Source organism: Prochlorococcus marinus str. MIT 9313 (assembly GCF_000011485.1).
Lineage (GTDB): Bacteria > Cyanobacteriota > Cyanobacteriia > PCC-6307 > Cyanobiaceae > Prochlorococcus > Prochlorococcus marinus_D.
In genome coordinates, this window is sequence record NC_005071.1 from 2,374,262 (window position 1) to 2,397,097 (window position 22,836).

At 50.3% G+C, this 22,836-nt stretch carries 20 protein-coding genes; 14 read left to right on the plus strand and 6 right to left on the minus strand.

The window, feature by feature from the left end; translation table 11 throughout:
- Positions 1–147 precede the first annotated feature (147 nt).
- Both AKG35_RS11975 and AKG35_RS11980 read left to right on the plus strand, forming a co-directional pair.
- The gene (locus tag AKG35_RS11975; protein WP_011131610.1) at positions 148–1,182 is read left to right on the plus strand and encodes an RpoD/SigA family RNA polymerase sigma factor; all 1,035 of its coding nucleotides are present in this window, start codon (positions 148–150) and stop codon (positions 1,180–1,182) included.
- A 56-nt stretch (positions 1,183–1,238) separates the two neighbouring features.
- On the plus strand, positions 1,239–1,844 hold the full coding sequence (locus tag AKG35_RS11980; RefSeq protein ID WP_157859907.1) for a diacylglycerol/polyprenol kinase family protein: 606 nt from the start codon (positions 1,239–1,241) through the stop codon (positions 1,842–1,844).
- A gap of 7 nt (positions 1,845–1,851) precedes the next feature.
- Here AKG35_RS11980 and AKG35_RS11985 read toward each other — a convergent pair whose 3' ends face one another.
- The gene (locus tag AKG35_RS11985; RefSeq protein WP_041385306.1) at positions 1,852–2,919 is read right to left on the minus strand and encodes a 3-deoxy-7-phosphoheptulonate synthase; all 1,068 of its coding nucleotides are present in this window, start codon (positions 2,917–2,919) and stop codon (positions 1,852–1,854) included.
- A 146-nt stretch (positions 2,920–3,065) separates the two neighbouring features.
- Between AKG35_RS11985 and acnB the strand changes: the two genes are divergently transcribed.
- The 3 genes from acnB to AKG35_RS12000 all read left to right on the plus strand — a co-directional run bounded on the left by acnB (position 3,066) and on the right by AKG35_RS12000 (position 9,089).
- Positions 3,066–5,690: a bifunctional aconitate hydratase 2/2-methylisocitrate dehydratase gene (acnB, locus tag AKG35_RS11990; protein ID WP_011131613.1), complete on the plus strand. Its 2,625-nt coding sequence runs from the start codon at positions 3,066–3,068 to the stop codon at positions 5,688–5,690.
- Positions 5,674–7,032: a ClC family H(+)/Cl(-) exchange transporter gene (locus AKG35_RS11995; protein ID WP_011131614.1), complete on the plus strand. Its 1,359-nt coding sequence runs from the start codon at positions 5,674–5,676 to the stop codon at positions 7,030–7,032. The genes acnB and AKG35_RS11995 overlap by 17 nt, the downstream gene beginning before the upstream one ends.
- A 458-nt stretch (positions 7,033–7,490) precedes the next feature.
- The gene (locus tag AKG35_RS12000) at positions 7,491–9,089 is read left to right on the plus strand and encodes a B12-binding domain-containing radical SAM protein (RefSeq protein WP_011131615.1); all 1,599 of its coding nucleotides are present in this window, start codon (positions 7,491–7,493) and stop codon (positions 9,087–9,089) included.
- On the opposite strand, the gene AKG35_RS12005 is transcribed toward AKG35_RS12000, so the two are convergent.
- Both AKG35_RS12005 and purU read right to left on the minus strand, forming a co-directional pair.
- Positions 9,028–10,341 carry an O-antigen ligase family protein gene (locus AKG35_RS12005; protein ID WP_011131616.1) on the minus strand — a complete coding sequence of 438 codons (1,314 nt, stop codon included), beginning with the start codon at positions 10,339–10,341 and terminating at the stop codon, positions 9,028–9,030. The two genes, AKG35_RS12000 and AKG35_RS12005, sit on opposite strands and share 62 nt — an antisense overlap.
- A gap of 14 nt (positions 10,342–10,355) precedes the next feature.
- Complete coding sequence (gene purU, locus AKG35_RS12010; protein ID WP_197524589.1) at positions 10,356–11,246, minus strand: formyltetrahydrofolate deformylase; 891 nt, start codon at positions 11,244–11,246, stop codon at positions 10,356–10,358.
- Between the two features lie 66 nt (positions 11,247–11,312).
- Between purU and AKG35_RS12015 the strand changes: the two genes are divergently transcribed.
- Positions 11,313–12,431 carry an NAD(P)/FAD-dependent oxidoreductase gene (locus tag AKG35_RS12015; RefSeq protein WP_011131618.1) on the plus strand — a complete coding sequence of 373 codons (1,119 nt, stop codon included), beginning with the start codon at positions 11,313–11,315 and terminating at the stop codon, positions 12,429–12,431.
- 1,770 nt (positions 12,432–14,201) lie between these two features.
- Here AKG35_RS12015 and dnaK read toward each other — a convergent pair.
- Positions 14,202–16,106, minus strand: coding sequence for a molecular chaperone DnaK (dnaK, locus tag AKG35_RS12020; RefSeq protein WP_011131619.1), 1,905 nt, complete (start codon positions 16,104–16,106; stop codon positions 14,202–14,204).
- 130 nt (positions 16,107–16,236) lie between these two features.
- Between dnaK and AKG35_RS12025 the strand changes: the two genes are divergently transcribed.
- The 4 genes from AKG35_RS12025 to AKG35_RS12040 all read left to right on the plus strand — a co-directional run bounded on the left by AKG35_RS12025 (position 16,237) and on the right by AKG35_RS12040 (position 18,580).
- Entirely contained in the window at positions 16,237–17,148 is a 912-nt protein-coding gene (locus AKG35_RS12025) for a shikimate dehydrogenase (protein WP_011131621.1), read from the plus strand.
- Between the two features lie 24 nt (positions 17,149–17,172).
- Positions 17,173–17,637 carry a Tic20 family protein gene (locus tag AKG35_RS12030; RefSeq protein ID WP_011131622.1) on the plus strand — a complete coding sequence of 155 codons (465 nt, stop codon included), beginning with the start codon at positions 17,173–17,175 and terminating at the stop codon, positions 17,635–17,637.
- Between the two features lie 77 nt (positions 17,638–17,714).
- Entirely contained in the window at positions 17,715–18,089 is a 375-nt protein-coding gene (gene rpsF, locus AKG35_RS12035) for a 30S ribosomal protein S6 (RefSeq protein WP_011131623.1), read from the plus strand.
- 44 nt (positions 18,090–18,133) lie between these two features.
- Entirely contained in the window at positions 18,134–18,580 is a 447-nt protein-coding gene (locus AKG35_RS12040; RefSeq protein ID WP_011131624.1) for a hypothetical protein, read from the plus strand.
- 21 nt (positions 18,581–18,601) lie between these two features.
- On the opposite strand, the gene AKG35_RS12045 is transcribed toward AKG35_RS12040, so the two are convergent.
- Both AKG35_RS12045 and AKG35_RS12050 read right to left on the minus strand, forming a co-directional pair.
- Complete coding sequence (locus AKG35_RS12045) at positions 18,602–19,807, minus strand: argininosuccinate synthase (protein ID WP_011131625.1); 1,206 nt, start codon at positions 19,805–19,807, stop codon at positions 18,602–18,604.
- Complete coding sequence (locus tag AKG35_RS12050) at positions 19,807–20,037, minus strand: hypothetical protein (protein ID WP_236069602.1); 231 nt, start codon at positions 20,035–20,037, stop codon at positions 19,807–19,809. Before AKG35_RS12050 ends, AKG35_RS12045 begins: the two co-directional genes overlap by 1 nt.
- 81 nt (positions 20,038–20,118) lie before the next feature.
- Here AKG35_RS12050 and AKG35_RS12055 point away from each other — a divergent pair, with 81 nt between their 5' ends.
- From AKG35_RS12055 to AKG35_RS12070, 4 genes are all read left to right on the plus strand, one after another.
- Positions 20,119–20,394: a DUF3134 domain-containing protein gene (locus tag AKG35_RS12055; RefSeq protein WP_041384810.1), complete on the plus strand. Its 276-nt coding sequence runs from the start codon at positions 20,119–20,121 to the stop codon at positions 20,392–20,394.
- Between the two features lie 61 nt (positions 20,395–20,455).
- Positions 20,456–21,577: a phospho-N-acetylmuramoyl-pentapeptide-transferase gene (gene mraY, locus AKG35_RS12060; protein ID WP_011131628.1), complete on the plus strand. Its 1,122-nt coding sequence runs from the start codon at positions 20,456–20,458 to the stop codon at positions 21,575–21,577.
- Positions 21,578–21,682: 105 nt separating this feature from the next.
- Entirely contained in the window at positions 21,683–22,288 is a 606-nt protein-coding gene (locus AKG35_RS12065; RefSeq protein WP_236069603.1) for a hypothetical protein, read from the plus strand.
- Positions 22,289–22,565: 277 nt separating this feature from the next.
- Positions 22,566–22,814 carry a hypothetical protein gene (locus AKG35_RS12070; protein ID WP_011131630.1) on the plus strand — a complete coding sequence of 83 codons (249 nt, stop codon included), beginning with the start codon at positions 22,566–22,568 and terminating at the stop codon, positions 22,812–22,814.
- Positions 22,815–22,836 lie beyond the last annotated feature (22 nt).

Genomic DNA, 22,836 nt, shown 5'->3' on the forward strand with positions numbered 1-22,836 from the left:
AATCAGCATGCAAAACAGTTTTTTTACTTAGAAGCGACCAATCAACTGATCGCTCTCATGGGCTAACAAAAACTTTTTGCTTCAACCAAGTTTCTAAGCTCTATGAGTGCTACATTCCGCGCAAATCTAATTTAGGAGGCCAGGGTGATGGGGATCCCTCTGGAATCTGCGAAGGGTGCTTCACTCACGCCTTCGTCAGAAGTTGTATTACCGTCTACATCTAAGCAACGTTCAGAAACAGCGAATCGAGCTGGCCGTAACGGGCAAGCATCCCGTAATCAAAATCGCCAAGGTGGACGTTTGGGTACTGATGCGATCGGGTTCTACCTGAGCAGCATTGGACGCGTGCCTTTGCTGACCGCAGCTGAGGAAATTGAGCTTGCCCACCATGTGCAAGCGATGAAGGAATTGCTGGAGTTACCAGAGCAAGACCAAACGCCACGACAACGCCACAAAATTCGCATGGGCAAACGCGCCCGTGACCGCATGATGTCAGCCAACCTCCGGCTCGTGGTAAGCGTTGCCAAAAAATATCAAAATCAGGGCCTTGAACTCCTTGACCTAGTCCAAGAAGGAGCCATTGGTCTCGAACGTGCTGTCGACAAGTTCGATCCAGCCATGGGTTATAAGTTCTCCACCTACGCCTATTGGTGGATTCGTCAAGGGATGACCAGGGCCATCGACAACAGTGCCCGCACCATCCGTCTACCCATCCACATCAGCGAAAAACTCTCCAAGATGCGACGCATCTCAAGAGAGCTTTCCCATCGCTTCGGCCGTCAACCAAATCGATTGGAGTTAGCCCATGCCATGGGTATTCAACCCCAAGACCTTGAGGATCTCATCGCTCAAAGCGCTCCTTGCGCATCCCTCGATGCCCATGCCCGCGGAGAAGAAGACCGCAGCACCCTAGGTGAACTGATCCCCGACCCCGATGGGGCCGAACCAATGGAAGGCCTAGATCGCAGCATCCAAAAGGAACACCTAGGAGGTTGGCTATCTCAGCTCAATGAACGTGAACAGAAAATCCTGCGCTTGCGCTTCGGTCTAGATGGTGAAGAACCACTGACCCTCGCTGAAATCGGGCGGCAAATCAGCGTCTCACGAGAACGCGTACGACAGTTGGAGGCCAAAGCCATTCTCAAGCTACGGATGATGACCAACCATCAACAAGCTGCATGAAATAAGTCTTGGGGTATATCAACTCTCTGGTTGCCATTGCATGCTGGATAGCTTTTGTGCTTTCAGCTGCTGTGGTTTGCAGGGTCCGCTGGCCTAACCAACGAGAACTAAGTCGCAAGATCGTTCACATCGGTACTGGCCCAGTGATCCCTTTGGCCTGGTGGCTCGGGATCCCATCGGATTGGGCGATCCCAATGGCAATTCTCATTACCATTGGGATCCTCATCAACCACCGCTGGCGCTTACTACCAGCTATTGAAGACGTCAATCGACATAGCTACGGCACAGTGGCATACGCTCTAACAATCACCCTGTTGCTAATTTTCTTCTGGCCAGAAAATGCTGCAGCGGTCTGCTCCGGAGTGCTTGTGATGGCTTTCGGCGATGGGTTAGCTGGCCTCATCGGTCGCAAAGTACGCTCACCCAATTGGTTGATATGGGGTCAACGCAAATCAATCGCAGGCACTCTTACCATGGCTGTGATAACCCTCATCATTCTGTTCACTCTAAGCCTGCTCATTGACGCTAGCTTCCATCCCCTACGCATCTTCGCCGTCACAGGCCTTGCCGTTGGACTAGAGCAACTAAGTCGCTGGGGTATCGACAACCTCACTGTGCCGATAGGAGTTGCAGTCGCCTGGTCATGGATGACAGCAATCTAAAGGCTGATCAAGTTATTGGTGACAACGTCACTGAAGCCACTGCAGCCGCCAAATCCTCAAGGAGAGTTGCCGTTGTCTCTATATCGATACAAGCATCCGTAATGCTTTGACCATAGACAAGAGTAGAGAGGTCTTCAGGCAACTTCTGATTGCCCTCGACAAGATGACTTTCCAACATCACACCCATGAGATGGGTTGATCCTTGGCGTACCTGAGTAGCAACAGCCTGAAGCACCTCTGACTGTCGCCGAAAATCTTTCTTCGAATTGTCATGGCTGCAATCCACCATCAACCGATCAACCAAGCCAGCCTTCACTAATTCTTTTGCAACCTCTTCCACCGCTTCGGGATGGTAATTGGTACAGCCATTACCTCCCCGCAACACGAGATGGCCATCAGGGTTTCCAGTGGTATGCACAATCGAAGCCTGACCCTGCCGATTGATCCCAAGAAAATGATGCGGTCTAGATGCTGCCTGCATCGCATGGATCGCAATCTTGGCACTGCCATCGGTACCGTTTTTGTAACCGACGGGCATTGACAATCCAGAAGCCATCTCCCGATGGGTCTGACTCTCAGTGGTTCTGGCTCCAATCGCCGTCCAACTGATCAAATCAGCGATGTATTGAGGCACAACCGGATCCAGCAATTCAGTGGCCGTCGGCATACCCTCGCGAGCAAGGTCGAGCAACAACGACCGCGCACGCCTCAAGCCAGTGTTGATGTCATAGGAACCATCGAGATGGGGATCATTGATGAGACCTTTCCAGCCAACTGTGGTGCGAGGTTTTTCGAAATAGACCCGCAAAACCACCTCCAACTGGGCGGCATATCGCTGTCGCAATGGCTCCAACTGACGGGCATAGTCCCTTGCAGAGGCAATGTCATGAACCGAGCAGGGACCAACAATCACCAGCAAGCGGGGATCCTCACCACGCAGAATTGCCTGGATGCGCTTACGAGTATCTGCAACGGTTTTGAGAGCCACTAGATCAAGGGGCAGCTCCTGATGAAGCAAGAGCGGCGACACCAAGGGCCGCGTATCCACCACATGCAAGTCGGAAGTGGTGGTCATTTCGCCAGAATTCATGACAACCCAGGCTAGGAAACCAGCAAGGTGGCAGCATCCGGTAATTGCATTTCAATATCGATCTGCTTCCAGGATGGATCGACGGCAAATAACAATAGAAGGGCCATAACCGCTGCCGAGGAATCACCCCAATGCTGAGTGCTTATCGCCAGCTCGCCGCCGAACGTGACGCCCAGGGCATCCCCCCCCTGCCCCTCACTGCCGAGCAAACCCAAGCACTCACCTTACTTTTACAGAATCCACCAGCAGGAGACAGCTCTGAACTGCTTTACCTGCTGCGTGAGCGCATCCCCCCAGGAGTAGATGAAGCTGCCTACGTGAAAGCAACCTGGCTGAGTGCTATCGCCCAGGGAAACAGCAAGAGCCCACTCATTACTCCCTTAGAAGCCACAAAACTGCTAGGCACGATGATTGGGGGGTACAACGTTGCAGCTCTGATTGAGCTGCTTCAACACAATGACCACGAGCTAGCTGAATGCGCCGCTACAGGTCTGAGTCGCACCCTGCTCGTCTACGACGCTGTCCATGACGTTATCGAGCTAGCTGAAACCAATCGCTTCGCCAAAAAAGTTGTAGACAGCTGGGCCGCCGCTGAATGGTTCACCTCAAAACCAATCTTAGCCAAAGAGATCACAGTCACAGTCTTCAAAGTTGATGGTGAAACCAATACCGACGATCTATCCCCCGCCACCCATGCCACCACCCGACCAGACATCCCCCTGCATGCTCTGGCCATGCTGGAAACACGGGATCCCAATGCCCTTGCCACGATCATCAGCCTGAAGGCAAAAGGCCATCCCATTGCCTACGTGGGCGATGTAGTGGGTACGGGCAGTTCTCGTAAATCAGCAATCAATTCGGTGCTTTGGCACATAGGAGCCGATATCCCTTACGTACCCAACAAGCGATCCGGCGGCGTCATCCTTGGCGGCAAAATCGCTCCCATTTTCTTCAACACAGCGGAAGACTCCGGTGCCCTACCAATCGAATGTGATGTCAGTCAGCTGCAAAGTGGCGATGTGATCACCATCCGTCCACATGCCGGCACCATCGAACGGGCTTTCGGAGAAGACAAGGCAGGCGAAATCGTGGCTCACTTCAAGCTCAAACCAATCACCATCAGCGACGAAGTGCGCGCGGGTGGGCGTATCTCCCTACTGATCGGCAGAGCACTAACCGACAAAGTGCGTTCTCAATTTGGACTGTCAACATCCGATCTATTCGTCCGCCCAGGAGACACTCCTGAAACGGGCAAGGGGTATACCCAGGCCCAAAAAATCGTTGGTCTTGCTTGTGGTCTCGAAGGAATACGACCTGGGACCAGTTGCGAACCGCTGATGACAACTGTAGGCAGCCAAGACACAACTGGACCAATGACTCGGGACGAAATGAAGGAGCTCGCCTGCCTGGGATTTGCAGCAGATCTGGTCATGCAAAGCTTCTGCCACACCGCTGCCTACCCGAAGCCTGTAGATCTACAAACCCAGAAAGAACTTCCCGATTTCTTCGCCCAACGTGGTGGAGTAGCACTTCATCCAGGCGATGGGATCATCCACAGCTGGCTGAACCGCATGCTTCTGCCAGACACAGTGGGAACAGGCGGCGATAGCCACACTCGTTTCCCCTTAGGCATTTCTTTCCCCGGAGGTTCTGGCGTGGTGGCTTTTGCCGCAGCCATCGGTGCCATGCCCCTAGACATGCCGGAATCTGTACTGGTTCGTTTCAGCGGCTCACTACAGAGCGGCATCACACTGCGTGACGTCGTCAATGCGATCCCCTTGATCGCGATTCAAGAAGGTCTACTCAGCGTGGAAAAAGCCAAAAAGCTCAATGTCTTTAGCGGCAAAATCATGGAAATCGAAGGATTACCTGATCTGAAGCTGGAGCAAGCCTTTGAACTAACCGATGCCACTGCTGAACGTTCCTGCGCTGGCTGCACGATCAAACTGTCTGAATCAACGGTTGCTGAATACCTTCGCAGCAATATCGCATTGCTAAAAAACATGATTGCCCGCGGTTATCAGGATGCTCGCACCCTGGCAAGACGCATCAAAGCCATGGAAGCTTGGCTGGCAAAGCCAGAATTGATTAGCGCTGATCAAAACGCAGAGTATGCCGAAATCATCAATATCAATCTCGACGAACTCAAAGAACCCGTACTGGCCTGTCCCAACGATCCCGACAATGTAAAACTACTCAGTGAGGTTGCAAACAATCCAGTGCAGGAAGTCTTTATCGGCTCCTGTATGACCAACATCGGCCACTACAGAGCTGCGGCAAAAATTCTTGAAGGGTCTGGAACCAGCAAAGCTCGCCTATGGGTTTGCCCACCAACAAGAATGGATGAAGCCATGCTTCAAGAAGAGGGTTACTACAAAATCTTCGAAGCGGCAGGGAGCCGAATGGAAATGCCTGGTTGTTCATTATGTATGGGCAATCAAGCACGCGTGGAAGACAACACAACCGTTTTCTCCACAAGCACTCGAAACTTCAACAATCGACTAGGCCAAGGAGCCCAGGTCTATTTAGGCAGTGCTGAGTTGGCAGCAGTATGTGCATTATTAGGCAGAATCCCTACACCAAAAGAATATCTTTCGATCGCAACAGAAAAAATCGATCCCCTCTCATCTGAGCTTTATCGCTATCTAAATTTCAACCAGATTGATGGCTTTGCAGATCAAGGGCGCGTGGTAAATAAAGACATACAAGCAGAAGTTCTTGCAGAGTTTTCACCCACCAATGGCCATGCCGAATGATCTAAACCGGCAACAAAATCTGATCCAGTCCAGTCGCAGCATCCGCAAACTCTTAGAGCAGCGCTGGTTTGTGGTTGTGCTCGCTCTGATGCTTACGGGCCTTGGAGCTGCCCTCACAGGAGTGCTTTTCAAAGCTGGTATCTATAGCCTCGCCAAGTGGCGATTCCAGCTTCTTGAACTTCTTCCGCCATGGATCGTTCTACCAGCCCTTGGTGCCACAGGAGGCTTGGTTTCTGGGTTGCTTGTTTCCCGTCTAGCCCCCTCTGCGAGCGGTTCAGGGGTGAGCCACATCATGGCGTTTTTACGCCATCGATCCGTACCAATGGGCTTGAGGGTTGGGATGGTCAAGCTAGTCGCAGGAGTTATCGCCATCGGCAGTGGTTTTCCACTTGGTCCAGAAGGACCAGCAGTGCAAATGGGAGGCTCTGTCGCTTGGAAATTTGCTCAGTGGTTAAAGGCACCAATCGCCTTTCGCCGAGTCATTGTCGCTGCTGGAGGTGGGGCAGGTCTAGCCGCTATTTTCAGTGCGCCAATTGGAGGCTTTGTTTATGTAATTGAAGAGCTACTTCATTCTGCAAAACCTGCAGTCTTGCTGCTGGTGGTTGTCACCACCTTCTGGGCTGATACTTGGGCAGATGTGTTCGGATTTCTAGGACTAAGTCCATCAGCTGGAAGTCTTAGCAAAGGCGTGGGCTTTCAACTGGAACGTGAATACACACCCCTAGTGCACTTTCTACCAATCGACCTGGGCTACCTAATCGCCCTTGGTTTGGTCACTGGAGTCTTGGCGGAGTTTTACTGCCGCTACGTCCTAGCGATGCAACGCAAAGGTAAAACCTGGTTCGGCAATCGACTCGTTTTAAGGATGGTGCTCAGTGGTGGTGTACTCGGAGGGGTTTATGCAGCTCTTCCTGAGAGCTTTAGGAATTTGGACAACCTCCAAGATCTGGTCGGTGGAGGAGAAGCTGGTCCTCTGATGGCTCTCAGCACCTTCGTCGTGCTGTTTTTCACTACCGGGCTAGCAGCTGCCTCAGGAGCACCAGGAGGCTTATTTGTTCCGATGCTGACCCTAGGAGGAGCAATCGGCCTGGCCTGTGGAGACTGGGCACAAATGCTGACTGGCCATGCACCCAGTACCTTCATTTTTGCAGGGATGGGAGCGTTCGTAGCCAGCTGCTCACGCACACCGATCACGGCCATGTTTTTGGCCTTCGCACTAACAAAAGATTTGCTAATCCTCAAACCAATACTAGTGACATGCCTAGCGAGCTTTCTCGTCGCTCGCCTCTTTAATGAACACTCAATTTATGAAAGACAAATCACAATGGAATGCAAAGAGTAACCAATCGAAAAAAGTAATCTACTACTTATAATATCTAAATAAACTGGACAATTTGCAGACAGCCCATATTATTTGAATTCTCATAATCTCCATCATAAGACCCGCAAATATCCGCTCCTGAACTTAGGAGGTCAGTCAATATTGTCATCAAATATCACAATAACCTAGATCCCTAAGAGGCAGGTAGTCATCGAAATTATTATTCCATCAATATAAAGTGAAGCAAGAAATTTGCCAAAGACAGCTGACAGATCAAAACATATAATCAAGCAAGATCAATCAACTCAATGATGAGGCGCTGATTCCTTAACCATTGATTTATTGACGTACATCAAATCATTTCGCACCCGATGCCAATAGGCTCTTCAGGATGAACTGATGTTGCCAAGGTTGACCTCCTGAACAAGGAAACGCTCCTATTCACCCCCGCCGTTCCCGAACCTGGAGCGCTCCGAACCGTGCTGGCGTTCCCAAGCACATACAGCATTGGGATTACCAGCCTGGGATATCAAGTCATCTGGGCCACCCTCGCTAAACGTGAAGACATCGATGTAAGGCGGTTATTTACCGATCAAGGGGACATCCCCCATCGCACATGCGACCTGTTCGGACTCTCCCTGAGCTGGGAACTGGATGGTCCGGTATTACTGGATCTACTTGAGCAACAACGCATCCCGCTATGGAGTCATCAACGCGGAGAAAACAACCCGATTGTTTTTGGTGGTGGTCCTGTACTCACAGCTAACCCCGAACCCCTAGCTCCATTTTTCGATGTGGTTTTGTTGGGAGACGGGGAAGAACTTTTACCAGCCTTCATCGATAGGCTCCAACAAGTGAAACAGTTGCCGCGAACTGATCGCCTGCGAGCTCTGGCAAAGATTCCAGGTGTCTATGTACCAAGGTTCTATGAACCCATCTACGACGCTGACGACAGCCTGCTGACAGTAAAGCCCGTCGAATCCGACTTACCCCACTCAATCGCGAAGCAAACCTGGCGCGGCAACACCCTCACTCATTCCACAGTGATCACGCCAGATGCTGCCTGGCCAAACATCCATATGGTTGAGGTGGTCCGCAGCTGCCCAGAACTTTGCCGATTCTGTCTTGCCAGCTATCTCACACTGCCCTTCCGCAGTCCATCCTTAGACGATGGACTCATCCCTGCCATTGAGAAAGGACTCACCGCCACCAAGAGACTTGGACTACTAGGCGCTTCTGTTACCCAACACCCTCAATTTGGTGAGCTACTGCAATGGTTAGACAAAGATCGCTTCAACGACATCCACCTCAGCGTTAGCTCTGTACGGGCAGCCACAGTAAACTCAGAATTGACCAGGATCCTGAACCGCCGCGGCAGTAAATCACTCACAATTGCCATCGAAAGCGGCAGCGAGCGCATTCGCGCAATGATCAATAAAAAGCTTGCTAAAGAAGAAATTTTTGCGGCTGCCAAATATGCGTTTGAAGGCGGCCTCCGTGGCCTGAAGCTCTACGGCATGGTTGGACTGCCTACCGAAGAAGACTCCGATATAGACGACACGAGCAATCTGTTACTGAACCTCAAAAAAACAACCCCAGGCTTACGCCTCACTCTGGGAGTCAGCACCTTTGTCCCTAAGGCTCATACTCCCTTTCAATGGCACGGGATCAACCGTAAAGCGGAAAAACGACTCAAACAACTAGCAAAACAACTGAAACCAAAAGGCATTGAGGTGCGACCAGAAAGCTTCGGATGGAGCACGATCCAGGCTCTGCTGTCACGCAGTGACCGACGCCTCGCCCCTGTGATTGCATCTGTCCGGGGCTCACACAACAAACTAGGCAGCTGGAAAAAGGCTTACAAAGCAGCACGCGAAGGGGATCTCAGTACAACGACTGAACAAGCCATACCACTGCCCCGCCCACCCGCCTGGGAAGAAGTGGTGCATGAATCATGGGAGCCATCACGAACACTGCCCTGGACCCATCTAGAAGGGCCCCTCAACCAAAAGCAACTCATCCAACATCATTATCAAGCCCTAAACGAGCATGCTGGAGTGCCTGCTGGGGAAGAATGATGCAACGCAATCCAGCCAAAAGAATCCAGCCGGCAATGTTGAGCCGACTGTCAAAGAAAGGCATATCAGTAGCGTGCATCACCACCAGGATCAAACTTGCCGTCCACCAAGCACGGTCAAAGACCGTGCTACTCAAACCTCGGCTTATCAAGACTCCACCAGTCAACACACCACGTCGCAAGACTGTGATCAAGAGAGCCAACACAGTCCCCACCACTAGCAGAGCCACGGGTATCCCATGGCTAACAGCAAGTTCAAGAGGAAGGTTATGGGCATGGCCATGCCACTGACCAGTCCGCAGCGGATAAAGCACTGAAAAAGCAGCAGCCCCCCAACCCAGCCAAGGACGAGAATCAATGAACTGCAGAGCCACCCCCCACTGGCTCATGCGAGTTGACATCAACTCACGATCCTGGAAATAGCGCATGTCATTAAGACGCGCCCAAATACCCTCAGGCACAAACGTGCGTGCCCACTGCTGCAAACCTGAAGGACTGCCTGGTAATGCTGCAAGGGTCACTGGCAACAGCGCTAACACCATCAACGGCAACAACCAGGGCCACCTGGCAGGCCCAAAAACAAAGGGAATCGCCAACATCAACCCTCCCCAAGCATTTCTTGAGTCAGTGAGAACCAATGCAGCCACAACAGCAATAGCGACCCCCAAAGCCACACTGCGTTGAAAACGACTGAGGGCAGGCTGAAGCAGAGCTGCCAAACAGAATGGCCAAACCATGGCCAACCAGGCTCCAGCAATATTTGCGTAATCAAATAGACCAGATAAACGGCCAGTAGGCTCCCCCCCTGAAGCCATGAACCAGACGATTAAGCCACCGAACAATTGCCATGGCCCCTGCCATCCCCACCAGAGCTGCCCGAGACCGGTAATCACCACAGGCAAAGTGCCAGCGACAAGCCAAAGAGCACAACGTCGTCGGGCTTCATCACTAACTAAATAAGGCTGAAAACCCCAAAAAGCCCAAAAGAAAGGCAACCAATTCCCCAGACCAACCCAAGCATGTCCACCCGAATAGGCCGGAAAGCAACCAAACAGCATCAATAGGGCAGCAATCAGCAAAGGCCAATTCCAAGGATCGCGCCAAAACGGTTGCTGTCGCTGACAACTACCAAGCACCAGAGCCGTAAGCAGCAACAAACCTGCCAACAATGCACTGGAAGGCAACAAAAAAAGCCCCAACTGGAAAACCAACCAACCCATGGAGGTCGCAGCAGCAGGGCGACATCGAGCCATCCAAGCCAACACCGTCATGCAAAAACAGCGGTTCTACCGCGATAGACCATCACCTGGCGACAAAGATGCAATCTCAAGGCCCTTGCCAAAGCGAGACGTTCCGTATCACGTCCTTTACGAATCAAATCTTCCACCTCATCACGATGGTTTACATGCTCGATGGTCTGCTCAATAATCGGCCCGTCATCCAGATCTTCAGTGACGTAATGGGCGGTAGCACCAATAACTTTCACCCCTCGATCCCAGGCTCTGTGATAGGGCTGTGCCCCCTTAAAAGCAGGTAGGAACGAATGGTGAATATTAATCACGGTGGAGAAACGCTCTAGAAAAGCACCACTAAGGACCTGCATGTACTTGGCCAACACAACCAGCTCAATCCGATGCTCAGCCAACAAATCCAGCATGGTTTGTTCCGCCTCAGGCTTGCTGGCAGGCGTCATAGGAACACACTCAAAACAAACACCAAACTCCCTGCATAAAGGCTCCAATTGAGAGTGGTTGGCAATCACAAGCGGCACCTGCATCGGCAACTCCCCACTGCGAGTGCGCCAAAGCAGATCCAACAGACAGTGACTCTGCTTGCTGGCGAAGATCGCCACCCGAGGGATCTCATCCGAAAAATGCAATTGCGCCTGACCCCCGAGGCGATCTGCCAGAGCATTCACAGCCGGTGCTATCGCCTCTCGAGGCAATCCGAAGCCCTCAATTCCAAATTCGATCCTGCTCAGAAACAGTCCAGCCCCAACATCCGTATGGTGATCAGCATGAAGAATATTGCCTCCATTAACAGCCACCCATCCCGACAACTCACTCACCAAAGCAGGCCGATCTGGACAGATGAGCTGCAGAATCACACGAAGCTTGTAACCGTAAGGATTCCATACAGCACCAAGAGGGGAGCTCACTCAACCTGATTGCAAAAACTCATTCTGTCTTGACGAACATCAGCACCAAGAAAACCTCAAAGTGAGATGCATTGCTCGTCAATATCAAGAATGACTGCTTCTACCGTTGCAATCATTGGCGCCGGTGCGGTTGGCGCTGGCACAGCCTGGTATTTAGCCAAGCATGGCCACCAAGTGATGCTGATTGATCCAAAACTGGATCAACCGATTAACCGATCAGGGGCCCTCCCGGGAACAACTGCTTCGCTAGGGGTACTCATGGGGCATGTTTTCAGGCGCAGCAGTGGACGAGCCTGGCGACTCCGACAACACAGCATGACCCTCTGGCCAGAGTGGATTGCAGAACTGAGCAGTCAAGAGCATCCGCTCAAGCTCAACACCCCTCTGATTCAACTTGCGAGTAGCGAAGCAGAAGCCACCCTAATGAAGCAACTCGCAGAACAACGGCAACATCTCGGCCTTGAGCTGATCTCACCAAACTCGAATCCCTACATCGGCCGATCATGGCCAAACACACAACATGGGGGGCTGATCTCTCATCAAGACGGTTATCTAGACCCGATCGTCCTACAAAAATGCCTACGGACCGCCCTACAAGACCAAGGCGTACAACAAATCCAAGAGCCAGTCATCTCGCTGGAACGAAATTCATCTGTCGAAGAAAAACAGTGGCGCCTTCAACTTGCGGGAGGAACAAATTTGAACCAAGACGCTGTAGTGATCTGTGCAGCACTGGGCAGCAAAGCCCTGCTGGAATCTCTAGGCCACAGTCTTCCCATGGCCCCTGTGCTTGGACAAGTGCTGGATCTAGAGGTGATCTCAGATCAGCACAATTGGAGCGGCTGGCCTGCAGTACTCGTGAGCCATGGCATCAACTTGATCCCCCACGGAACTAATCAGATCTGGATAGGTGCCACTCTCGAGCCAGGCGTTCAACCAATGTCTAGCCACCTCAAGGCGATGCAACACCTCGCGGGAGATGCCCCGGATTGGCTAGAGAGCGCGACTGTGAAAAACCAATGGCATGGATTGCGCGCTCGACCTGTCGAACGTCCAGCGCCTCTTTTAGAAAAACTAGAGCCCGGGCTAATCGTGGCTACGGGCCATTACCGAAATGGCGTCTTGCTGGCCCCAGCCAGTGCTGCATGGGTAAAAGAGCAACTCGCTAACGAGACAAGATCTTGACTTGACTCTTGATCAATTTTCAATCATCCAACAGCAAGGCATCCGAAGATAACCAGTTTGCTGCGTCAAAGAAATCTCGATGAGCCGGTAGACGCACACTTGATTGCCTTAATTCCTCGAAAAGCCAGTAGCCATCTAAATTGATCAAGCACCTAAAAAGCTATCAAACTTACTCAATGCGTAAGAAGCTGCTGCTTGATAGATGGTGAAACTCCATGATGTTGAAGAAATAAAGCAAGAAGCGTTAGTTCAGAGTTATCTCTTTGTCTCGGTGCCTGGCATAAAAATGTAACAACAGGCCAACAGGAACTACTGCCAGCAGACAAGCGAAAATGGTTCCAAGGGTTTCCATAAACTTTAGCGAATGGGATTTTCTATCCTGCAAGCTATAACACAGATCACTGCCTATAGACAGTGGATGCAACATTAACACGTTAAAAAGTTCATTAGAAGTTGCCATACAACAGGCTTGATCCACAAGTCTTTGACTCAGAGCATTCAGATTTACATACCAAAATACTCTGAGAGAAAAACATAAGCAATTTAATCTCATCCTAATTTTTAAGACATTGCTGTCTACATCGATAACAACTCATTATTCTACGAATGAACCCTCAATCCAATCGTGATGAGGTTGCATATGCTAGAATTGAAGTTTCTAATTTCTGCAATTACATTCTCATAATACCTTGAAAGATTCAAAGCCTACTAACGATCTAATGCAAACATAAAATGATGGCTCATTTAAGTTTCTCTCATAATACTCGCACATCAAACGATTGGGAATTCGATTAAAGTTAACATTTACCCAAAAGACCTGAGTCTCCTTGAATCATTAGTTCCTAGATCAATAAACTTTGTTTATTGATCATTCTGAGGCAAAAGATGAAATCCAAAAAATTTTAAGGGAGTTTAAAATTCTACAGGATCAAGCATGGTTAACTTGCAAAAAATATGAGTAGATAGGTGCAAAATAAGAGTAAAGAGTTACTCCACTCTTCAAGCACTGATGACAAGATTCAAGTACTACCAGGCAATCATTGATATGCTAAAGAACAAGCAGCAAAAAAGATTAAATTAATCAAATCTAGCGGCACATAAGTAGAAATATCCTCAGCATTTCATAGAATTATCCTCTTCCTGCCATCAGGCATGTATTTGTCAGAGTATACATATCCATCATTTTCGTCAAAATGATCGGGTGTCTCAATATTGATACAGTTAAACATACTAAGTCAATCAAACAAAAGATCTGTGGGCAGCACACCTGCAACCTCCAACCAGCTCTTTGCGCATAGATCAACTCTTGGATGAAAGCAAGGTAGCTCTCTCAATTGATCATTTAATCCATATGGTCCGTTAACAAGGCCCTCAATCAAATCGTCTTTTTTACAACTATTGGATTTTCAGTCTCTCCAGAGAATATTTTGTCATGCCAGCCCATCCATAATTAGCATCTGTTGACCAGTGCCAGTCAAGCTACAACGTAAACGAGATCTCCCTATTGTCAAAGGAAGGCTAATGGGTTTAAGCAAGACTGCCAAGCATTCGGATTAATTTCAGCAGAGCAGAATCTCTGATCAAAAAAATCCAAGAAATCCCTTATTTCTTGACGCAAACTTGACAAATTAAAGAATAAAAAAATTAAAAATATATGGCATTCACATAACCATAGAAAATAAATGTTAGCAAGAAGAACTTAAAGCTTCTTGCTAACTATAGGGACACATGTATATCAGTCTTGATGACATCAGCAATCAAACTATCCCATCACTTCGACTCAGTAAATTCAGCGTCAATCACATCATCGCCACTACTGGAATCACCAGCACCAGCCGCGCCAGCATCAGCGCCGGATTCTGCGGCGGCGGCACCCGCCTGTTGATAAACAGAAGCGCCCACGGTATAAAGCTCCTGCTGCAGTTCCTCCAATAGTGACTTCATCGCATCAAAGTCATCTTTCTCAATGGCAGCCTTAAGCTTCACGCGCTTATCTTCCACCTTTGCCTTTGAATCAGCATCAACCTTGTCAGCCAACTCTCCAAGCTGCTTTTCCGCCTGATAAACAAGAGTCTCAGCCTGGTTCTTAATGTCAATGCGCTCACGCTTTTCTTTATCAGCTGAGGCATTGGTCTCAGCATCCTTAACCATCTTCTCAACCTCATTTTCAGAGAGGGTTGAAGCACCAGTAATTGAAATACTTTGCTCCTTACCGCTACCCTTATCCTTGGCATTAACACTAAGAATACCGTTAGCATCGATATCAAAGGTCACCTCAATCTGAGGAACACCACGAGGGGCAGGAGGAATTCCATCAAGACGGAATGTTCCCAAGCTCTTATTATCAGAGGCCATCTCACGTTCACCCTGAAGCACGTGAATCTCCACATTGGTTTGTCCATCAACCGCTGTGGAATAGGTTTCCGACTTCTTAGTAGGAACAGTCGTATTACGCGTAATCATCTTGGTCATCACACCACCAAGAGTCTCCACACCCAAGGAGAGAGGTGTGACGTCAAGCAGCAAGATGTCCTTAACTTCACCAGCCAATACCCCGCCCTGTATGGCAGCTCCTACTGCAACAACCTCATCAGGATTGACAGTCTGATTGGGATCTTTACCCGTAACCCTCTTCACAAGTTCCTGAACTGCAGGCATGCGGCTGGAGCCGCCCACCATCACGATTTCGTCAAGTTCACCAGAAGAGAGTTTGGCGTCCTTAAGAGCCTGCTCCACAGGTACGCGACAACGATCAATCAGCTTTGAAGCCAATTCCTCAAATTTGGCACGTGTCAGGGTTAGATCGAGATGCTTAGGCCCCTCAGAGGTAGCAGTAATAAATGGCAGGTTGATCTCACTTTGCGTAGCACTGGAAAGCTCGATCTTGGCTTTCTCTGCCGCCTCAGTGAGGCGCTGAAGAGCCTGCTTATCCTGACGCAGATCAATACCTTCATTGGCCTTAAAAGTTGCAGCCAGATGATCAACAATCACTTTATCGAAATCATCTCCGCCTAGATGAGTGTCACCAGAGGTAGATAGAACCTCAAAAACACCATCACCTACCTCGAGCACAGAAACATCAAAGGTTCCACCACCCAGGTCAAACACCAGAATGCGCTCATTGCTCTTCTTATCGAGGCCATACGCCAACGCAGCCGCAGTTGGCTCGTTAATGATGCGTAGCACCTCTAAGCCAGCTATCTTGCCGGCGTCTTTGGTGGCCTGTCTCTGTGAGTCATTAAAATACGCAGGCACTGTGATCACAGCCTGGGTTACGTTCTCACCGAGATACTTACCAGCGTCCTCAGCTAACTTGCGCAACACCTGAGCACTCACTTCCTCAGGAGAAAACTGCTTATCAAGAACCGGGCACTTCAACCTCACATTAGAGCCAGACTTCTCAACCTCATAGCTCACTTCCTTCGACTCTTCGTTCACCTCATCAACCCGACGACCAACGAAGCGCTTCGCTGAATAAAAGGTGTTATCAGTGTTCATCACCGCTTGGCGCTTGGCGATCTGGCCAACCAACTGATCCTGATTTTTGGTATAAGCGACCACGGAGGGAGTTGTTCTAAACCCTTCAGCGTTAGCAATCACGACGGGCTTGCCACCCTCCATTACAGCGACACAACTGTTCGTGGTTCCAAGGTCAATGCCAACAACCTTTCCCATTCGTGCCGACCTCCTAAAGATCTCTGTCTTGAACAGGTGCATCCTCGGCAGTGAGACCACTTAGAGGCGAGGTGTGGTTCCCGAACAGCTCGCCCGGCAGGCTGGGCATAGAACCGATCAAGCAATGGGAATGATTAGCGGCACAACCTCCCTAATAGGCCTGCTCGGCCAACCAGTGCACCATTCCCTCTCACCGGTGATGCAAAACGCAGCCCTCGCTGCAATGAATCTCGACTGGTGCTACATGGCCATGCCATGCGAAACCAACGATCTGGCCAATGTGCTCTGCGCTCTGCGTTCGATCAACTGCCTTGGACTGAACATCACCATCCCCCACAAACAAGACGTGGCCAAAACCTGTCGAGAGCTCAGCCCATTAGCAAAACGACTGAAAGCCGTCAACACTCTGATCCCTCATGCCGACGGCGGCTGGACAGGCACCAACACAGACGTGGCCGGTTTTATTGCACCCCTTCAAGAAAGCAAGTGCGAGTGGCATGGGCGTCGTGCAGTCGTGCTCGGTTGCGGTGGTAGCGCCCGAGCAGTCGTTGCAGGTCTGCAAGATTTAAAATTGGCTCAAATCATGGTGGTTGGCCGCCGATCTGATGCGCTGAAGAGATTTCTCGATGATCTCCAGCCCAACCCAGCCAGCTCCGAATCTGATTGCCAAGTGCTCTTGCAAGGGATTCTCCAACATGACCCTGCTCTGATTGAACAGCTAACCAAAGCCGATCTGGTGGTCAACACCACACCAATAGGCATGTCCCAAAACCGTGCGGAAACATCAACTCCTAGAGCGCCAATGCCCCTGGGGAAGAAGATTTGGCAAAACTTAAGCCCAAAGACAACTCTCTATGACCTGATTTACACACCAAAACCAACCGCCTGGCTAACCTTAGGAACTGAACATGGCTGCCATTGCATAGATGGCCTCGAAATGCTTGTTCAACAAGGCGCTGCCTCTCTAAGGCTCTGGAGCGGCAACAACAAGGTGCCTGTCGAAGAGATGAGAAAAGCTGCTCTGAGCTGGCTCACGGTTTAGCGTCATAGCAGTGATCTGACCCCCATGCTGATCCCTATCTGGCAACGGTTGCTGGGAGTGCTGATTTACATGCTCCCTTGGAGCGACACCATTCCATTTGGGCGAAGTTTATTTGTGCAATTTCCATTGCTTGAATTGCTTGCACTTCCAGCCCTACCTTTAATAATCCTGGAACAAGGGATCCCGTTCGGAAGTCTTCTAATATTTTTCTTGCTATTTCTTGCCGTTGTAAGGAACCCTAAAGTTCCCTATTTTCTTCGCTTCAACACACTGCAAGCACTACTCGTAGACATTGTTGTCGTACTGCTGGGCTATGCCTTCCAAATCCTTCTACAACCTCTTAGTGGTGCTTTCATGCTGCGAACGCTAACCAGCACTGTGCTCGTGGCAATGCTTGCCATCGTGATTTTCGCCCTCATCGAATGCCTAAGAGGACGTGAACCAGACCTGCCAGGTATCAGCCAAGCCGTTCGCATGCAACTCTCCTAAACACTGACCACAAAGAGATAGGCTGGTCGTTCCGTCGCTCACTGCCGTGAGCCTTTAAGTCCCTGTCGGAACACCTGATGAGTCAACAACCTTATTACGAAACCATGTACATCCTCCGGCCGGACATCCCGGAAGAGGAAGTCGAAACCCATGTCACCAAGTACCGCGAGATGGTGACTGAAGCTGGGGCAGAGGTCCTCGACAATCAAATGCGTGGCAAGCGTCGCCTGGCCTATCCAATCTCAAATCACAAGGAAGGCATCTATGTGCAGCTAAGCCACAACGGCAATGGACAACAAGTGGCCGTGCTGGAAAAAGCCATGCGTCTCAGTGAAGACGTGATTCGCTACCTAACTGTGAAGCAAGAAGGCCCTCTACCCGCGCCCAGAATCGTCCCTGGGAGTGAGCCTGAACCAGTACAACAGCAGGAAGCCGCAGCAGTAGAAGCCTGATCAACACCATTGTTGAAAAAGCTGCTTGGCGTTAGCTTTCTGCCATGCGCACTGCCCATCAGGACCATCAGACCCCTCTTCCAATTTGGAAGAAACAGGAAACACAACAAGAAAATAAAACAATAACCAGACGTGATGCCATCAAAAAATGGCGGCAATCAACAGGCAAGTTGCTGCTAACCAAGGCTGAGATCAGATCTAACTGCAAAGAAAATCCTTATGACCAACAAGATCTACTTAAAAGTCAAATCAAAGACCTTAAGGAACAAGTCCAGGAATACGAAGCACTCCTAAAAGAACTACCTGACATTTTCGAACGAAAATTTCAACAACGACTCATCCCCCTACTAGAGCGCTATCGCCTAATCACGCATACTCAAAACGCTGCTATTCAAACTGAGTCAATCATGCTTGAGGAGCCTCACCCATTAAAAGTACCTTCCCTGCTTCGCTCAAGATGGCTTGGAGGCAGAGGGCAATCTCCACAATAAAACTAATCAAAAGATCACAACTTAACCTCGCCGAGCTGCTGCCCAAAGGCGACTTGGAAGTCCCCAGATGTAGATAAATCCTTCAGCAGCCCTGTGGTCAAAGTTATCCTCGCTGCCATAGGTAGCCATCTCAGATATATACAAGCTGTTGGTGTCAGAGCTCCGGCCAATCACCATGGCATTGCCTTTTTGGAGACGAATCCGCACCAAGCCATTCACATAAGTCTGAGTGCGATCCATAAATCCATCCAGAGCATCCTTCAAAGGGGAAAACCAAAGACCCTGATAGACCAGCTCAGCCCATTGCATCTCCAATTGACGCTTCATGCGCAACACATCCGCAGCAAGTGTCAAACTCTCCAATTCCTGATGAGCACGAATCAATAAAAGTAACCCTGGAGTTTCATAAATCTCCCGACTCTTGATACCAACCACCCGATTCTCAATGATGTCAAGGCGACCGAAACCATGCCGTCCAGCAAGACGATTCGCCTCCTTGATCAAACCCACCGAATCAAGTCGCACCCCATCAATAGCCACAGGATTACCAGCTTCAAAACTGATCTCAATGTCCTGAGCCTGAGAGGGTGCAGCGTCAATCGAGGAGGTCATGGCAAAGACCTCCTCGGGCGGAGCCACCATCAGATCTTCAAGAGGACCGGCTTCAATACTCCGACCCAACAGATTCAGATCTATCGAATAAGGCGATTTCTTACTCACGGGGGCAGGGATCCCACAGCGTTCGCCATAGGCGATCGCCTCCTCTCTGCTCATGCTCCATTCCCGAGCGGGAGTTAGCACCTTGAGATCAGGTGCTAGTGCTGCAATGGCTAAATCAAAACGCACCTGATCGTTGCCTTTACCCGTACAGCCATGAGCCACCGCATCGGCCCCGACCTCCCTGGCAACCTCTACCAACTGACGAGCAATCAGGGGGCGAGCTAAAGCCGTAGACAGTGGATAACGACCTTCGTAAAGAGCATTGGCACGAATCGCCGGCAAAGCAAACTGTTCTACAAAAGGCTCTATCAAATCTCCCACCAGAGACTGACTAGCACCAGCATCAAGAGCCTTAAGGCGGATGGGATCAAGCTCATCGCCCTGACCTAAATCGGCAGCAAAGGTGATCACCTCCTCTACCCCCCATTCATGCTTGAGGTATGGGATGCAAACGCTGGTATCAACACCACCGGAATAAGCAAGCACTACCTTCTTCGCACGCCCCATCAACTGGACTCCGAATCACAATTCAAAGATTCTCCCTTCCCGTTGACCAAAGACCCGGAATCAGCCGTAGAAAATCCCACCCGCATGACCCAAATACCGAGGCCAGCCGCAGGAGCAAAGAGCAACAAAGCCACCAGGAAGGGCCGAATTACAAAAGGCTCAGGATGCAACAGACCCCAAAACCGCAAGCCAAGGCTGAGTAGTAAGGCCAAGCCCCAGGCAAGAACCATCAAGATCAGCTTGGAAGAAAAAAACACCTTATAAAAGGAAGTCAATGAACTATGTTGGCTGATTGGTCTATGTCTTCACAAATGAGCGCCCTCGATACGATCAACCTGAGCGCACTCGACGGCATCAACCCTGCTCTTACGCGCTATAGAAGAACAGAACCTGCCCCCGTTTTGCCCCTACGGGAAGAACCAGACCTGCTGAGTTGGCTCGAAACAAGTGGAAGGCTAGTCGCCGATGAAGAATCCACCTCACCAGAGGTCAGCACAGTAGAGGAAGAGGAGCTTTCGGCCTTGATGGGAGAGAAAGAAGATTACAAAGCCGACGACGAGCAAACAGAAGAAAACTGGGAAGAATAGCCATTTTCTCAAACCGAAGAAGCCTGCTCACTTCATTACGCACCGCCAATCAAGCCCTGACGTGAGCAACTCTCCGAAGCCATTGGCTGATACGGATACACAAAGCTGGTGGACTAAAGGGTCAACGTCCGCAAGCTTGCTCGGGATCGTTATCTTTGCTGCAAGCTTCACATCGGACCGCTTCATAGCCAACAGTCTGCTCAGCTTGCCGTTGATGATTTCAACACTGATTTCAGTGCTGATCGCGAGCTGGGGCATCCCAAAGTTAAGGGCCCTAAAAATGGGGCAAGTGATTCGAGAAGACGGACCACAGACTCATCAGCGCAAATCTGGCACACCAACCATGGGTGGGCTGCTAGTCGTGCCAGTGGGGCTCATCATCGGAAGTTTCGTCAGTGTGAATGGCGAAAGCAGCGAGCAACTACTAGCTCTGTCATGGATCACCCTGGCTTACATGTTGATCGGTGGCTTCGACGACTGGCGCAGTCTCACGCGCGGAACCAACACTGGTCTTACCCCTCGGGGAAAACTTCTACTTCAAACCGCAGCCAGCCTGATCTTTCTCGCTTGGGCGGGCTGGCAACACTGGATCGACTCCAGCATCGCCCTGCCCCTTGGCATCTCCATCCAGATGGGATTCATGATCTGGCCACTAGCACTGTTCGTGTTCCTAGCGGAAAGCAACGCCACCAATCTCACCGACGGACTCGATGGGCTAGCCAGTGGCTGCGGGGCGCTTGTCTTCACTGGACTAGCGGTGCAACTGATGCTCAGAGGTAATGATGGCAATCCTGTACTTGCAGGCTTCTGCATGGCAATGGCAGGGGCCTGGCTCGGTTTCCTGATGCACAACCGCAACCCAGCCCAGGTGTTCATGGGCGACACAGGCTCACTAGCAATGGGGGCCGCCTTGAGTGGAGTTGCAATCCTCTCCAACAGCCTCTGGCCGCTATTGGTCATGGGTGGTGTGTTCTTGGCTGAATCCCTTTCTGTGATTATTCAGGTATGGGTTTTCAAAGCCACCAAAGGACCTGACGGAGTTGGACGACGCGTGTTCCGCATGGCCCCGCTTCACCACCACTATGAAATCGGAGGTACCGACGAGCAAATGGTGGTGCGAAGATTTTGGTTAAGCACTGGAGGCTTAGTGCTGCTGGGTCTGCTATTACGCCCCACTGCATAAGTGCTGGCATGAGTTACTTCTATAAGAAATAAAGATGCACTTTTAAACTCACTTCTTGCAAGCAACTCGTATCAGTTCCAGAATATCAATACCGAAATGAAGGTCATGAAACTGCAGGGCTGGAATATCACTACTTGGGTCGCTGGCATGATCCTTCTGATGCTTACCATCTTTTTCTTTTTGAGCGGATGGAGTGCCGAAACGATCAAAGCAGGCATTGATTACACCGGTAGAAGCTCTCTATTTCTCTTCTCCATTGCCTTTACCGCATCAAGTGTCTATTCCCTCTGGAAAACACCTTTTACGACCTGGACTCTTCGCAACAGGCGCTACATCGGACTGAGCTTTGCAGCTTCACACTTCATTCACCTCAGCCTGATTGTGTTGATCTCGTTTCTCTTCCCAGAACCTTTTCTCGAAGATCAATCAATGGGCCAGTGGATTTTCGGTGGTCTTGGTTATATTTTTGTTTTCCTGATGGCCTTAACTTCCACTGATCGAGCCCAGCAATGGATGGGTATGAAACATTGGAAGAGACTTCATTTGATTGGCAGCCACTGGCTTTGGACCGTCTTTCTGCTCACCTACGTTGAACACACTCGTGAAGACCCAAAGTTCTACATCCCGTTCCTGGTATACACATTGGCCTTGCTTCCTTTGAGACTTATCAAGCACACACCCACGAAGGCAGCTCATGGTGCAGCACCCTGAAATCACTAAACTCCAAGTCTTATCAAGCAAAGTGAGCGTTTTGCTGGTGGAAACAAAGCCAATGGGGACAAAGGCCAGAAACTCTCAATTGTGTCGTACTTATTAAGAACAGCCTCTCTCCGTCGGGCAGTTTTGTCCGCCGATAATGGTTGAACTGTTAACACAGAGCAACTGCCAACGAGAAAGATCCATACCAACCCAATAGCAAATGTGGTCTATGGAACCTCGAAGCTTCACACACCCAGTCGTTATCACCATCAATCTGGTGTATTAAAAAATGAGTTACTTCACTTGGAAAGAGGCTGGTCTCACAAGCGACTGCGCAAGCCTTGAAGCCATGGCTTCCCGTTTCGAAGAGGCTGCAAGTCTGATGCGACGCATGGCCCAAGAAGGCTTTCGGCTGGAACAGAACATGAAAAAACAACGCATCACTCATCCTGATCCCGGTGTATTCGAAGCCTGGGGGTTCATCAGCGAAGAACCAGCCTTTCGACAGCTCACGCTGATCCCTGATCTCAAAGTGTAAAGGGATCTCAAATACCACTTTT

Coding starts and splice junctions, on each gene's coding strand:
- AKG35_RS12005 (WP_011131616.1), bottom strand. CDS start 10,341: ATGGCTCGATGTCGCCCTGCTGCTGCGACCTCCATGGGTTGGTTGGTT.
- AKG35_RS11995 (WP_011131614.1), top strand. CDS start 5,674: ATGGCCATGCCGAATGATCTAAACCGGCAACAAAATCTGATCCAGTCC.
- dnaK (WP_011131619.1), bottom strand. CDS start 16,106: ATGGGAAAGGTTGTTGGCATTGACCTTGGAACCACGAACAGTTGTGTC.
- AKG35_RS12015 (WP_011131618.1), top strand. CDS start 11,313: ATGCATTGCTCGTCAATATCAAGAATGACTGCTTCTACCGTTGCAATC.
- AKG35_RS12040 (WP_011131624.1), top strand. CDS start 18,134: ATGCGCACTGCCCATCAGGACCATCAGACCCCTCTTCCAATTTGGAAG.
- AKG35_RS12050 (WP_236069602.1), bottom strand. CDS start 20,037: ATGGTTCTTGCCTGGGGCTTGGCCTTACTACTCAGCCTTGGCTTGCGG.
- AKG35_RS12065 (WP_236069603.1), top strand. CDS start 21,683: ATGAAACTGCAGGGCTGGAATATCACTACTTGGGTCGCTGGCATGATC.
- AKG35_RS11985 (WP_041385306.1), bottom strand. CDS start 2,919: ATGACCACCACTTCCGACTTGCATGTGGTGGATACGCGGCCCTTGGTG.
- acnB (WP_011131613.1), top strand. CDS start 3,066: ATGCTGAGTGCTTATCGCCAGCTCGCCGCCGAACGTGACGCCCAGGGC.
- AKG35_RS12045 (WP_011131625.1), bottom strand. CDS start 19,807: ATGGGGCGTGCGAAGAAGGTAGTGCTTGCTTATTCCGGTGGTGTTGAT.
- AKG35_RS12025 (WP_011131621.1), top strand. CDS start 16,237: ATGATTAGCGGCACAACCTCCCTAATAGGCCTGCTCGGCCAACCAGTG.
- AKG35_RS12070 (WP_011131630.1), top strand. CDS start 22,566: ATGAGTTACTTCACTTGGAAAGAGGCTGGTCTCACAAGCGACTGCGCA.
- AKG35_RS11975 (WP_011131610.1), top strand. CDS start 148: ATGGGGATCCCTCTGGAATCTGCGAAGGGTGCTTCACTCACGCCTTCG.
- AKG35_RS12030 (WP_011131622.1), top strand. CDS start 17,173: ATGCTGATCCCTATCTGGCAACGGTTGCTGGGAGTGCTGATTTACATG.
- rpsF (WP_011131623.1), top strand. CDS start 17,715: ATGAGTCAACAACCTTATTACGAAACCATGTACATCCTCCGGCCGGAC.
- AKG35_RS12055 (WP_041384810.1), top strand. CDS start 20,119: ATGAGCGCCCTCGATACGATCAACCTGAGCGCACTCGACGGCATCAAC.